This is a genomic window from Pseudomonas sp. 39004, from assembly GCF_028682155.1.
Classification (GTDB): domain Bacteria; phylum Pseudomonadota; class Gammaproteobacteria; order Pseudomonadales; family Pseudomonadaceae; genus Aquipseudomonas; species Aquipseudomonas capeferrum.
The window spans coordinates 1-13939 of the sequence record NZ_JANIAG010000148.1; the positions used below are offsets into that span (position 1 = coordinate 1).

At 64.1% G+C, this 13939-nt stretch carries 10 protein-coding genes; 6 read left to right on the top strand and 4 right to left on the bottom strand.

The window, feature by feature from the left end; translation table 11 throughout:
- Positions 1-154: 154 nt before the first annotated feature.
- Entirely contained in the window at positions 155-1648 is a 1494-nt protein-coding gene (locus tag NP534_RS21065; RefSeq protein WP_033697611.1) for an aldehyde dehydrogenase family protein, read from the bottom strand.
- Positions 1649-2059: 411 nt separating this feature from the next.
- Here NP534_RS21065 and peaA point away from each other — a divergent pair, with 411 nt between their 5' ends.
- The 5 genes from peaA to NP534_RS21090 all read left to right on the top strand — a co-directional run bounded on the left by peaA (position 2060) and on the right by NP534_RS21090 (position 8355).
- Positions 2060-3625: a quinohemoprotein amine dehydrogenase subunit alpha gene (peaA, locus tag NP534_RS21070; protein ID WP_274099979.1), complete on the top strand. Its 1566-nt coding sequence runs from the start codon at positions 2060-2062 to the stop codon at positions 3623-3625.
- A 47-nt stretch (positions 3626-3672) separates the two neighbouring features.
- The gene (gene peaB / locus NP534_RS21075) at positions 3673-5103 is read left to right on the top strand and encodes a quinohemoprotein amine dehydrogenase maturation protein (protein ID WP_274099980.1); all 1431 of its coding nucleotides are present in this window, start codon (positions 3673-3675) and stop codon (positions 5101-5103) included.
- A gap of 1 nt (position 5104) precedes the next feature.
- A complete protein-coding gene (qhpC, locus tag NP534_RS21080) occupies positions 5105-5428 on the top strand; it encodes a quinohemoprotein amine dehydrogenase subunit gamma (RefSeq protein WP_008091708.1) in 324 nt (107 codons plus the stop codon).
- A 32-nt stretch (positions 5429-5460) separates the two neighbouring features.
- The gene (gene peaD, locus NP534_RS21085; protein ID WP_274099981.1) at positions 5461-6582 is read left to right on the top strand and encodes a quinohemoprotein amine dehydrogenase subunit beta; all 1122 of its coding nucleotides are present in this window, start codon (positions 5461-5463) and stop codon (positions 6580-6582) included.
- Between the two features lie 99 nt (positions 6583-6681).
- Positions 6682-8355, top strand: a complete 1674-nt coding sequence (locus NP534_RS21090; protein ID WP_274099982.1) for a fatty acid CoA ligase family protein — start codon at positions 6682-6684, stop codon at positions 8353-8355.
- 21 nt (positions 8356-8376) lie between these two features.
- Here NP534_RS21090 and mobA read toward each other — a convergent pair whose 3' ends face one another.
- Positions 8377-8955: a molybdenum cofactor guanylyltransferase MobA gene (gene mobA / locus NP534_RS21095; protein ID WP_274099983.1), complete on the bottom strand. Its 579-nt coding sequence runs from the start codon at positions 8953-8955 to the stop codon at positions 8377-8379.
- Positions 8956-9137: 182 nt separating this feature from the next.
- Here mobA and NP534_RS21100 point away from each other — a divergent pair, with 182 nt between their 5' ends.
- Complete coding sequence (locus NP534_RS21100; RefSeq protein WP_274099984.1) at positions 9138-9416, top strand: HU family DNA-binding protein; 279 nt, start codon at positions 9138-9140, stop codon at positions 9414-9416.
- Between the two features lie 67 nt (positions 9417-9483).
- On the opposite strand, the gene NP534_RS21105 is transcribed toward NP534_RS21100, so the two are convergent.
- Together NP534_RS21105 and NP534_RS21110 are read right to left on the bottom strand one after the other, a co-directional pair.
- Positions 9484-12612 carry an efflux RND transporter permease subunit gene (locus NP534_RS21105; protein WP_274099985.1) on the bottom strand — a complete coding sequence of 1043 codons (3129 nt, stop codon included), beginning with the start codon at positions 12610-12612 and terminating at the stop codon, positions 9484-9486.
- 11 nt (positions 12613-12623) lie between these two features.
- Positions 12624-13811 carry an efflux RND transporter periplasmic adaptor subunit gene (locus tag NP534_RS21110; protein ID WP_274099986.1) on the bottom strand — a complete coding sequence of 396 codons (1188 nt, stop codon included), beginning with the start codon at positions 13809-13811 and terminating at the stop codon, positions 12624-12626.
- Between the last annotated feature and the right edge of the window lie 128 nt (positions 13812-13939).

Sequence of the window (13939 nt, forward strand, 5' to 3'; positions counted from 1 at the left end):
TATGGTTGAGAACCCGGGGGCGTTTCACGCCCCCACAATTGTTGTTTTTGCGCTGCCTGTGCCGGCCGATTCGCCGGTGAACCCGCTGCCACAGGTACCTCACAGCTTTCGCGTTCAGTGGTGTACCTGTGCAAGGGCCGGTAGCGGCTGAAGGTCAGAGCTTGATCAGCACCGACTTGAGTTCGGTGTAGTGCTCGATGGCCGCCGCACCCATTTCGCGGCCGACGCCGGACATCTTGTAGCCACCGAATGGCAGGGCAGGGTCGAGCGCGCTGTGGCAGTTGACCCACACCGACCCGGACTTGATCCGCGGAATCATCCGATGCACCGCCCCCAGGTCGTTCGACCAGATGCTCGCCCCCAGCCCATAGGGGTTGTCGTTGGCCATGCCGATCACCTCGTCGATGTCATCGAACGGCATCGCCACCAGCACCGGCCCGAAGATTTCTTCCTGCACCAGGCGGTGGCGCTGATCGACATCGACGATGACGGTCGGCTTGACGAAGTACCCCGGCCCGAAGCTTTCGCCACCGCAGGCAATGGTTGCGCCCAGCTCGCGGCCGAGCTCGATGTAGCCGGTGACGCGGTCCTGCTGCTTGGCCGAGATCAGCGGGCCCATTTGCACCGCTGGGTCCAACCCGCTGCCGAGCTTCATGCCGTTGGCAATGCCGGCGATGTCGGCCACCACGTTGTCGAAGTGCTTGCGGTGCACGTACAGCCGCGAGCCTGCGCAGCACACTTGGCCCTGGTTGAAGAAGATTGCCGTGGCGGCGCCGGCGGCGGCTTCTTGCAGGTTGGCGTCGGGCATGACGATGGTCGGCGACTTGCCGCCGAGTTCCAGGGTGACGCGGGTCATGTTGTCCATGGCCGCCTTGCCGATCAGCTTGCCGACTTCGGTCGAGCCGGTGAAGGTCAGCTTGTCGACGCCCGGGTGACGGCTGAGCGCCGCACCGGCATTCAGGCCGGTGCCGGTAATCACGTTGAGCACACCGGCCGGGTAGCCGGCTTCGTCCACCAGTTCGGCCAGTTTGAGCGCGGTCAGTGGGGTTTCGTCGGCGGGCTTGAGCACCACCGTGCAGCCGGTGGCCAAGGCCGGGCCCAGCTTCCAGCAGGCTAGCAGCAGCGGGAAGTTCCAGGCGACGATGGCGCCCACCACGCCAACCGCCTCGCGGCGGACAAAGCCGTGGAACTGGTCGTTGGGCATCAACGGCATCGAAGCTTCGACGGTGCTACCCTCGATCTTGGTGGCCCAGCCGGCCATGTAGCGCAAGAAATCGATGGCCAACTGCACGTCCATGACCTTGGCCACGGCGGCGCTCTTACCGTTGTTCAGGCACTCAAGCTCAGCCAGTTGTTGCGCATCGCGCTCCATGAGGTCGGCCAGACGCCACAGCATGTTCTGGCGCTCTCGCGGGCGCAGGCGGCTCCACGGCGAATCGTCGAAGGCCTGGCGCGCGGCACGTACGGCGCGGTCGACATCTTCGGCGTCGGCGGCGGGCACCTCACCGAGCACCTCGCCAGTGGCCGGGTTGCGAAACGACAGGGTGCGCCCGCTGGCGGCGTCCTGCCAGTCGGCGCCGATGCGCATCTTCAGCTTGCGTTCGAGGAAGGCGCGGGTGGCGGGCAGGATGGGCAGTTCGGAAAGCATGGGGCAGTGCCTCTTGTCATTGGAATGTGAGAGGCGGTTGCGCAATGGCCGTGCCAAGGTCGCCGATTGGCTGCAAGGGCTTGAGGCGCTTGGGGTTTGCCGCCGTGCAAGGTTGCGATTGCAGGGTTGCGCTGTTGCACATTGAGACGCTGTGAGACGGTGGTGAAACACTGCCTGCACTGGCCTCTTTGCGGGGCAGGGCCCTGTCTCAACATGAAACACACTGTCGCGAAATGGCACGCTCCGACAAGGCTCAGGTTCGCCTTCACGACCGTTAAAAACCTACTAAGAGGCTGAAATTCAACACATTTGAAGCAGGTGGCACAGTTCCTGTATCGCCAGAGTCACATGCACATCTGCTGTACCAAAGCGTGCAAAAACGATAAGAACAACAACCGTGGAGGTCTGACCTTGAAGACGACTCGACTCCGGCGGCATGCGGGCAAACTGGCGCTGGTCGCCGCCGCGCTGCTGAGCACCCAGGCCATGGCGGCCGAGCAGGGCCCGAGCCTGTTGCAAACCAAGTGCATGGGTTGCCATATCCCCGAGGGCAACGACAACTACAGCCGCATCAGCCATCAGCGCAAGACGCCCGAAGGCTGGCTGATGAGCATCGCCCGCATGCAGGTCATGCACGGCCTGCAGATCAGCGACGATGATCGGCGCACCCTGGTCAAGTACCTGGCCGACAAGCAGGGCCTGGCGCCCAGTGAAACCGACGGCGTGCGCTACGCCATGGAACGCCGGCTGAACACGGTCGAGCACTTCGACCAACAGCTCAGTGAAACCTGTGGCCGTTGCCACTCCGGTGCCCGGGTCGCCTTGCAGCGCCGCCCGGCCCAGGAATGGGAACACCTGGTCAACTTCCACCTCGGCCAATGGCCGTCCCTCGAATACCAGGCCCAGGCCCGCGACCGCGACTGGCTGGAAATCGCCCTCAAGCAAGTGGTGCCGGACCTGGCCAAGCGCTTCCCGCTCGACAGCCCGGCCTGGGCCCAATGGCAGCAGGCCCGGCCCAAGGCCGATGCGTTGCCAGGGCAGTGGGCGTTCAGCGGCCACATGTTGGCCAAAGGTGATGTACGCGGGGTGATGAATGTCAGCGCGGGCGAGGGCGACACCTTCAAGGTCGAGGTCAACGGCAGCTACGCCGACGGTACGCCGTTCACGGGCAGCGGCTCGGCGATTCTCTACAACGGCTATGAATGGCGCGGCAACGTGAAAGTCGGCGACAGCAACCTGCGCCAGGTGTTCGCGGCGCTGGATGGCGAGATGAAAGGCCGCATGTTCGAGGCCGATCACGATGAGCGCGGCCTGGACTTCAGCGCCGTGAAAGCGGGCAAGGCACGCCTGCTGGCAGTGCAGCCGGCGTACATCAAGGTGGGTGCCGAAAGCGAGATCACCCTGGTCGGCAGCGGCCTGTCGGGCAACCCGGAACTGGGCGCAGGTGTTGAAGTGACCGAAGTACTTGAGGCCACGCCGACCCTGATGCGGGTCAAGGCGCGTGCGGCGGCAGACGCCAAGCCAGGCCAGCGAGAGGTGGCAGTGGGCGCGCTCAAGGGCGTCAACCTGGCGGTGTACGACAAGGTCGACGAGGTCAAGGTGGTGCCGGCGTTCTCCATTGCCCGCATCGGTGAGAACGGCGCTTCGGTACCGAAGGTGCAAGGGCGTTTCGAAGCCGAAGCGTGGGGCAAGGACGCCAGCGGCCAGCCGCTGCGCATCGGTTACCTGCCAGCCAAGTGGAAGGTCGAGCCGTTCAACGAGCGTGCAGTCGAGGACGAGGATGTCAAGTTCGCTGGCCAGATGCAGGCCGACGGGGTCTTCGTGCCCGGCGGCGCAGGGCCTAACCCGGCACGCAAGATGATGACCAACAACGCGGGCAACCTGAAGGTCATTGCCACCTTGGCTGACGGCGGCCAGACCGGCGAGGGCCACATGATCGTCACCGTCCAACGCTGGAACAACCCGCCCTTGCCATAAGGCAGGTGTGAACGGGTTTTCCAACGGATCGATTATCGGAGGTCGCCATGGGCGCACAATTGAACCTGGTCGAACGCAACCTGCACGAAGTGCAGGTCGATGCCGACCGCATGCTGTTTCATATCCCCAGCAGCTCGCTGTTTGCCACTGACGCGGTAACCGGCGGCATCATCGACACCCTGCGCCAGCAAGGCTGCTCTGCCGAAGAGCTGATGCAGCGCCTCGGCCAGCAGTTTGCCGGCGTCGATATCGAAGAGACCCTGCGCGAGCTGATCGCCCTGGAAGTGGTCAGCGACGGCTCGCCACTGACGCCGGAAATCGCCCTCAAGCAGGTCGAGCGCACGGCGTTGAACACGGTGGTGCTCAACGTCAACACCGGCTGCAACCTCAGTTGCACCTACTGCTACAAGGAAGACCTGGACAAACCGTCGGCCGGCAAGAAGATGAGCACCGCCACCGCCGAAGCATCGGTGGAGATGCTGCTCAAGGAATCGCCCGATGAGCAACGCTACAGCGTGGTGTTCTTCGGCGGCGAACCGTTGTCCAACCGGCCTTTGATCGAGCACATGGTGGCCTACTGCGAGCGGAGATTTGCCGAGGCTGGCAAGCAGGTGGAGTTCATCATGACCACCAACGCCACCTTGCTGACCGAAGAAATCATCGACTGGCTCAACGCCCATCGCTTCGGCTTGTCGATCAGTATCGACGGGCCCAAGACCGTGCACGACCGCAACCGCATCACTGTGGGCGGGCAGGGCACCTATGACGTGGTGCGGCGCAAGGCCGAGATGCTGTTGTCGCGTTATAACAGCCGTCCAGTGGGGGCGCGGGTGACCCTGACCCGTGGCATCACCGACGTCGAGACTATCTGGCATCACCTGTTCAACGAGTTGGGCTTTGCCGAGGTCGGTTTCGCACCGGTGACCTCGGGCGACCTGTCGGCGTTCAACCTCACCAGCGACGAGCTGGTGCAGGTGTTCGCCAATATGAAAGCCCTGGGCCGACGCTACCTGGAAGCGGCGCTGGAGCACCGCAACATCGGCTTCTCCAACTTGCACCAACTGATCACCGACATCCACGAAGGCCACAAGAAGGCCCTGCCATGCGGCGCCGGGTTGAAGATGCTGGCGGTAGACCACGAAGGCGAGCTGAACCTGTGCCACCGCTTCACCGGCTCCAGCCTGCCGACCTTTGGCAATGTGCACCAAGGCGTCAAGCAGGCGCAGCTCAATGACTTCCTGTCGCAACGCCTGGACCGCAGCAACACGGGGTGCGAAAGCTGCCGTATCCGCAACCTGTGCTCCGGCGGCTGCTACCACGAAAGCTACGCACGCTACGGCGACCCGCAGCACCCCACCTACCACTACTGCGAACTGATGCGCGACTGGGTCGACTTCGGCATCGAAGTCTACAGCCGCATCATGGCCGCCAACCCGGCCTTCATCGACCGCTATATCACCCCGCGGAAGGCGCACTGACATGAAGCATTTGAAGCCCCTGAACAACAAGGCGCGCATCCTCGAACAGGCCGCTGCCGAAGACCGTGTTGAAGAGGTCATGGCGATGAGCGCGGTGGCCGGCTGTACCGCCACCACCGACCCGGGTTGGGAAGTGGACGCCTTCGGCGGCGTGAGCTCGCTGTGCCAGCCCATGGAGGCCGACCTCTATGGCTGTTCCGACCCCTGCTGGTGGCCGGCCCAGGTGCCGGACATGATGAGCACCTACCAGGACTGGAACGCCCAGGCGACCAACTCCCAGGACGACTGGCGCAACCTTGGCACCGTGTTCCCGAAAGACAAGTGACCGGCCCAACAAGAATGACAAGGGGAAACCGCATGAAACCTGGACTCTGCGCGCAGCTCGCGCTCACCCTCGCCGCCACGGCCAGCGCCTGGACGGTACAGGCTGACGACACCGGGCCGGCCTTGAAGGCTGGCCATGAATACCTGATCGTGACCAACTACCCGAACAACCTGCACGTGGTCGATGTGGCCACGGATGCGCTGTACAAGAGCTGCCGCATGCCTGACGCGTTTGGCCCCGGCACCGCGATGATGGCGCCCGACAACCGCACCGCCTATGTGCTCAACAACCATTACGGCGACCTCTACGGCATCGACCTGGACACCTGCAAGACCACCTTCCACGCCAGTTTGTCCAGTGTGCCCGGGGAGGTCGGCAAATCGATGTATTCCTTTGCTATCAGCCCGGACGGTAAAGAGGTGTATGCCACGGTCAACCCGACCCAGCGGCTGAACGATCACTATGTGGTCAAGCCGCCGCGCCTGGAGGTGTTCCGCACCGCCGATGGCCTCGATGCCAAACCTGCACGTACCTTCCCGATGCCGCGCCAGGTGTACCTGATGCGCGCCGCCGACGATGGCAGCCTGTTCGTGGCCGGCCCGGACATCTACAAGATGGACGTGCAAACCGGCAAGTACGAGGTGGCATTGCCGTTGCGCAACTGGAACCGGCCCGGCTACAGCGCCCCGGACGTGCTGTATTTCTGGCCGCACCAGAGCGCCCGGCACGAGTTTTCGATGCTCTATACCATCGCCAAGTTCAAGGACGACAAGCAGGACCCGGCCACCGCCGAGCTGCTTTATGGTTACCTGAGTGTCGACCTGAAGACCGGCAAGACCCACACCCAGGAGTTTGCCGACCTGACCGAGCTGTACTTCACCGGGTTGCGTTCGCCGAAGGATCCGAACCAGATCTACGGTGTGCTCAACCGCCTGGCGCGGTATGACATCAAGGAACGCAAACTGATCAAGGCAGCTAACCTTGAACACACCTATTACTGCGTGGCCTTCGACAAGAAGGGCGACAAGCTGTACCTGGGCGGCACCTTCAACGACCTGGCGGTGTTCGACCCGCAGACGCTGGAGAAAGTGAAGAACATCAAGCTGCCGGGTGGGGACATGTCGACCACCACGCCGCAGGTGTTTGTCAGGTAGGGCGGATAAACCCGCTCCCACAGGGCGTGCAGTACCTGTGGGGCGGTGTTGCCTGCGCAAGGGCCGGCCAATCAACACAAGAACAACAAGAGCGCACCCATGACCCAGCCAAGCTACTCCCAGGGCGACCAGGACAAGGCCTTGCTTACCCAATGCATCGGCGACGCCTTCGACACCACCGTGGCCCGCTTCCCCGACCGCGAAGCCCTGGTCGTTCACCACCAGTCATTGCGCTACACCTGGCGGCAACTGGCCGCAGCCGTCGACCAGCACGCCCGCGCCCTTATGGCCCTGGGCGTGCAACCGGGCGACCGCTTGGGCATCTGGGCCCCCAACTGTGCCCAGTGGTGCATCACCCAATTCGCCAGCGCCAAGGTCGGGGCAATCCTGGTCAACATCAACCCGGCCTACCGCACAAGCGAGCTGGACTACGCCCTGGTCCAGTCGGGCTGCCGTTGGGTGATCTGCGCCGACGCCTTCAAGACTTCCGATTACCACGCCATGCTGCTCGGCCTGGTCCCGGGCCTTGCCCATGGCACGCCGGGCGCACTGGCCTGCGAGCGCTTCCCCGAACTGCGCGGGGTGGTGAGCCTGGCTGCGGCACCGCCGCCGGGCTTTATGGCCTGGGACGCCTTGCAGGCCCGCGCCGATGCGGTCAGCGCCGAGGCCCTTGCGGCGCGCCAGGCGCAACTGCACTGTGACGACCCGATCAACATCCAGTACACCTCCGGCACTACCGGCTTCCCCAAGGGCGCCACGCTGAGCCACAGCAACATCCTCAACAATGGCTACATGGTCGGCGAAAGCCTCGGCCTGACCGAGCATGATCGCTTGGTGGTGCCGGTGCCGCTGTACCACTGCTTTGGCATGGTCATGGCCAACCTGGGCTGCATGACCCATGGCAGCACGCTGATCTACCCCAACGATGCGTTCGACCCGTTGGCCACCTTACGCGCAGTCGCCGAAGAGAAGGCCACGGCACTGTACGGCGTACCGACCATGTTCATCGCCGAACTGGATCACCCACAACGTCACGCGTTCGACCTCTCGAGCCTGCGCACCGGCATCATGGCCGGCGCCACCTGCCCGATCGAAGTCATGCGCCGGGTCATCGACGAGATGCACATGGCCGAGGTGCAAATTGCCTACGGCATGACCGAAACCAGCCCGGTGTCATTGCAGACCGGCGCCAATGATGACCTGGAGCGGCGGGTAACCAGTGTCGGGCGGACCCAGCCGCGGCTGGAGAACAAGGTCGTCGATGGCGATGGCCACAGCGTGCCGCGTGGTGAGATCGGCGAGCTCTGTACCCGTGGTTACAGCGTGATGCTGGGCTACTGGAACAACCCCAAGGCCACGGCCGAAAGCATCGATGCCGAGGGCTGGATGCATACCGGTGACCTGGCGGTGATGGACGAGCAGGGCTATGTGCGCATTGTCGGGCGTAGCAAGGACATGATCATTCGCGGCGGCGAGAACATCTACCCGCGGGAGCTGGAGGAGTTTTTCTTCACTCACCCGGCGGTCGCCGACGTGCAGGTGATTGGCGTGCCGTGCAGCAAGTATGGCGAGGAGATCGTTGCCTGGGTGCGGTTGCATCCAGGGCATACGGCCACTGAAGACGAGCTGCGCGAATGGGCAAGGGCGCGGATTGCCCATTTCAAGGTGCCGCGCTACTTCCGTTTTGTCGATGAGTTCCCGATGACGGTGACCGGCAAGGTGCAGAAGTTCAGGATGCGCGAGATCAGCATCGAGGAGCTGTCGGTTGGTTAATGCGTGAAGGAAATCGACCCTTCAGCGCTGCAGTAGGTCAGGGCTATTGAAATTGCTCAACCTGCGGTCATCCTCCGCACACTCCAGCCCCAGCACCGGCTCAAGCAGCAGGGCCTTCTGCAAACTCCGCTCACCGGCCGCCCAGGCCTGCTGCAGTATCGGTAGCAGCCTGCGCGGCAGCACACTGAACATCGGTTGCCAGAAACCGCCCTGGCGCACCATCGCCGCACTGTCGCCAGTCACTGCCAACTGCAGCAAGTCCTCGATCAAGCCTGTGTCGATCAGCGGCGCATCGCAGGCCAGCACCACCACCCATTCGTGCCGCGCCGCGGCAAGGCCGGCGATCACCCCAGCCAACGGCCCGGGGAAGTCCGGGTCGTCGTCCCCGACCAACTGGTCGGCATAGGCCCGATAGGCCGCCTGGTTGCGGTTGCAGGAAATCACCAGGTCATCGCTCAGCGGCCGCACCACGCGCTGTACATGCGCCACCAGCGGCTCGCCCTGCCAGGCCAGCAACCCCTTGTCGCGGCCGCCCATGCGCTGGCCACGGCCGCCGGCGAGGATGAGAACGGAACAGCAGGGTAAGGGGGGGCAGGTCATCGGGCAGTTTCCAAGGTTCAAGGCTTGGCAACCTCCCATGCCTGGAAGTGAAAGTCCAGATTGGCAGAACAACAGGGTGCGCGACCTGACATTTTTACCAGTTGTGGGCTTACCCCAATGGGGCCCTAAATACGCCGACGGCGCTGTCCTGGGGACAAGCCTGCAAACCAAGGAGCGAGTCTATGAACAAAGGCGAACTGACCAAGTCCATCGCGGAAAAGGCAGAAGTCTCAAAGTTGAAGGCTGCAAAAGCCCTCGAAGCTTTCATTGAAGAAGTTACCAAGGCGTTGAAGACGGGAGACCAGGTTGCCCTGGTTGGCTTCGGTACTTTCAAGTTGAAGCACAGGCCTGCTCGGGTTGGCCGAAATCCTCGGACCAAGGCGCCGCTGGATATCCCTGCAGCAAACAAGGCTGCTTTCACAGCGGGCACGAAGCTAAAGGCGGCGGTTAACAAAAAGTAGCGGGTTAACCAGAACAGGAGCGTTGAGCGCAACGCCAACGCTCCTGTTCATCGGCTTACCCCGACTGTCAGCCTTCAGTGGCGTGGCTGGCTTGCGCTTCAGGCTTGGCCTTGCCGCGCCCGGCCAGGCGCATCACCACCACGAAGAACACGGGCACGAACACCACCGCCAGGGTTGCGCTGAGCATGCCGCCGATCACCCCGATACCAATCGCCTGCTGGCTCGCCGAGCTGGCGCCGGTGGCGACGGCCAGGGGGACCACGCCGAGGATGAAGGCCAGCGAGGTCATGACGATCGGCCGCAGGCGCAGGCGGGCTGCCTGTACCGCAGCGTCCACGGCATCGACGCCCTGGTCCATCAGGCTTTTGGCGAACTCGATGATGAGGATCGCGTTCTTGGCCGAAAGGCCGATCAGGGTGATCACGCCGACCTTGAAGAACACGTCATTGGGCATGCCGCACAGGGTTACGGCCAGCACCGCACCGAGCACACCGAGCGGAACTACCAACAGTACGGCGGTCGGGATCGACCAGCTCTCGTACAGCGCTGCCAGGCACAGGAACACCACCAGCAGCGACAGCGCCATCAACATCGGTGCCTGGCTGCCGGACAGCCGCTCCTGCAGGGACAGGCCGGTCCATTCCAGGCCCGCACCGGCGGGCAGTTGCGCGACCAGGCGCTCGACTTCGGCCATGGCTTCGCCCGAGCTGTAGCCCGCGGCCGGCTCACCGGAGATCGAAACCGCCGGGTAACCGTTGTAGCGCGTCAGTTGTACCGGGCCGCTGACCCACTTCGCCTGAACGAAGGCCCCCAGCGGTACCATCTTGCCGCTGCTGTTGCGCACGTGGATTTTCAGCAGGTCTTCGACCTGGCTGCGCTGGTCGCCTTCGGCCTGCACCACCACCCGCTGCATACGGCCCTGGTTGGGGAAGTCGTTGACGTAGCTGGAGCCTACGGCGGTATCCAGCACCGCGCCGATGTCGGCGAACGACACACCGAGGGCATTGGCCTGGCGCCGGTCGATTTCCAGCTGCACCTGTGGGCTTTCGGCCAGCGAAGCCTCGCGCACGTTGGTCAGCACCTTGCTCTTGCCGGCATTGGCCAGCAATGCATCGCGCGCGGCCATCAGCTCAGTGTGGCCCATGCCACCCCGGTCCTGCAGGCGGAACTCGAAACCGGTCGACTCACCCAGGCCATCGATAGGGGGCGGCAGTACAGCGTAGGCCACGGCATCCTTGAGCTGGGTGAAGGCCATAGTGGCGCGGTCGGCGATCGACTGGGCGCTGTCGTCGGCACCGCGCTCGGACCAGTCCTTGAGCGTGGTGAAGGCCAGCGCCGCGTTCTGCCCGCTGCCGGAGAAGCTGAAGCCGAGGATCAGCGTGGTGTTGCCTACACCCGGTTCTTCGGCGTTATGCGCCTCGATCTGGGCGGCCACCTGCTCGGTGCGCATGCGGCTGGCACCGGGCGGCAGCTGGATGTCGGTGATGGTGTAGCCCTGGTCTTCGGTCGGCAGGAACGCTGTGGGCAGCTGGCTGAAGCCATAGCCCAGCACGGCCAGCAGCACGCCATACACCAGCAAGTAACGGCCGCTGCGTTTGAGCGCGTGCACGACCCAGCGCTGGTAGCCGTTGCTCATGCTGTCGAAGCGTCGGTTGAACCAGCCGAAGAAGCCCTTGCGTTCGTGGTGCTCACCTTTGGCCAGCGGCTTGAGCAGGGTGGCGCACAGGGCAGGGGTCAGGCTCAGGGCAAGAAACGCCGAGAACAGAATCGACACCGCCATGGACACCGAGAACTGCTGGTAGATCACCCCCACCGAACCTTTCATGAAGGCCATCGGCAGGAACACCGCCACCAGCACCAGGGTAATACCGACGATCGCCCCGCTGATCTGGCCCATGGCCTTGCGCGTGGCTTCCTTGGGCGGCAGGCCTTCTTCGGCCATGATCCGCTCGACGTTTTCCACCACCACGATGGCATCGTCGACCAGGATGCCGATGGCCAGCACCATGCCGAACAGGGTCAGCACGTTGACCGAGAAGCCCATGGCCATCATCACGGCGAAGGTGCCCATCAGTGCCACCGGCACCACCAGCGTCGGGATCAGCGTGTAGCGAAGGTTCTGCAGGAACAGGAACATCACCGCGAACACCAGCAACATGGCCTCGAACAGGGTGTTGATCACCTGCTGGATGGACACCTTGACGAAGGGCGAGGTGTCGTAAGGTATGTCGTATTTCACCCCCTCCGGGAAGTAGCGCGACAACTCCTGCATCTTCGCCCGCACCAGGTCGGCGGTTTCCATGGCGTTGGCGCCAGGGGCCAACTGCACGCTGAAGGCGGTGGCCGGCTTGCCATTCAGGCGCGTGCCGTACTGGTATTCCTGGGCGCCGATCTCGACCCGGGCGACATCGCCGATGGTCACGCTGGAGCCGTCCGCGTTGGCGCGCAACACGATGGCCGCGAATTCCTCGGGGGTGCTCAGCTGGCCCTTGACCAGCACGTTGGCGGTGATTTCCTGGGTGCCACGGGCGGGCAGGTCACCAATGCTGCCGGGGGCGACCTGGGCGTTCTGTGCGCTGATGGCGTCGGCTACGTCGTTAGGCGTGAGGTTGAAGCCGATCAGCTTGCTCGGGTCGATCCAGATCCGCATGGCGCGCTCGGAGCCATACAGCTGGGCCTTGCCGACGCCTTTGAGGCGACGGATTTCGTTCATCACGTTGCGTGCGAGGATATCCGACAGGGCGGTTTCGTCGAGCTTGCCGTCTTCCGAGGTCAGGGTGGCCAGCAGCAGGAAGCCGGTGGATACCTTTTCCACTTGCAGGCCCTGCTGGGTCACGGGGCGGGGCAGGCGCGACTCGACCACCTTCAGGCGGTTCTGCACATCGACCTGGGCCAGGTCGGGGTGGGTGCCAGGCTCGAAGGTGGCGGTGATGGTGGCGCTGCCCAGGCTGCTTTGCGACTCGAAATACAGCAGGTTGTCGGCACCGTTGAGCTCCTGCTCGATCAGGCTGACCACGCTTTCGTCCATGGTCGCCGCCGAGGCGCCAGGGTACACGGCATAGATTTCCACCTGTGGCGGGGCCACGTTGGGGTACTGGGCCACCGGCAACTGCGGGATGGCCAAGGCGCCGGCCAGCAGGATGAACAATGCGACCACCCAGGCGAACACCGGGCGGTCAATGAAGAAATGCGGCATGGGTCAGCCCCTCACTGGCTGTTGTGCTGTGCGATGGGCGGCGCGCCGGGCGCTGTGCCCTGGCTCGCTTCGACCTGCACCTGGTCGCCGGCCTTGACGTGCTGCAGGCCTTCGATAACCACTTGTTCACCTGGCGCCAGGCCTTCGCTGACGACCCAGCGGTCGCCCTGGGCATTGCCCAGCACCACCTGACGGTCGCTGATGCGGGCCTGCGCGTCGACCACCAGCACTTTCGGCACGCCGGCGCTGTCGCGCAGGATGGCGCGCTGCGGCACGCTGAGGCCTTTGGGCTGCACCGCCTGCTCCAGGCGCACGCGCACGTAGCTGCCTGGCAGCAGGTCGAGGTCCGGGTTGGGGAACTCGCTGCGCAGGGTGATCTGGTTGGTGCTCGGGTCGACGCTGATGTCGGAGAACAGCAACTTGCCGGGCAACGGGTAGGCGCTGCCATCGTCCTGGATCAGCGTGGCGCGCGCCTGGCCGTCGCCGACCTGCTCCAGCTCGCCGGCACGCAGGGCACGGCGCAGGGCGTTGAGCTCGCGGGTCGACTGGGTGACGTCGGCGTGAATCGGGTCCAGTTGCTGGATGGTGGCCAGGGGCGTGGTCTCGTTTTGCCCGACCAGTGCGCCTTCAGTCACCAGCGCACGGCCGATGCGCCCAGAGATGGGCGCGGTGACCGTGGCATAACCCAGGTTCAGGCGGGCGCGCTCCAGGGCGGCCTTGGCTTCGGCCACTTCGGCGTCGGCCTGCAGGAAGCTGGCACGGGAGTTGTCGTATTCCTGGCGGCTCACGGCCTTTTCGTCGACCAGCTCGCGGTAGCGTTGCTCTTGCAGTCGCGCTTGATACAGGTTGGCCTGGGCCTTGGCCAGGGTGGCGCGGGCGCTGTCGTGGTCGGCCTTGAACGGCGCCGGGTCGATCAGAAACAGCACGTCGCCTTGCTTGACGTCGCTGCCTTCACGGTACACCCGCTTGAGCACCACGCCGGCCACCCGTGCGCGCACTTCTGCAGTGCGCGGGGCGAGGATCCGGCCGCTCAGTTCGCTGCTGATGGCCAGTGGCTGCAATTGCAGGGTTTCCACGCGCACGTGGGGGGCGGGGGTTTTTTCGTCCTGCTCGCTGCTGTCGCCACAGCCGGCCAGGGACACGCTCAGAAACGCCAGTAGCGCCACGGGGCGCAGGCGAGGAATACGGGTAATAAGCATACGGATCTTCCGATGATGACCGTGCGTATGCTAAGGCAGACGGCGTTCCGGTGCCTGTTAATACCTGTAGGACGTGTGTGAAAAAGTGTGAAGAAAAATCCTGTCGCTATAGGGGATTCTATATTCTG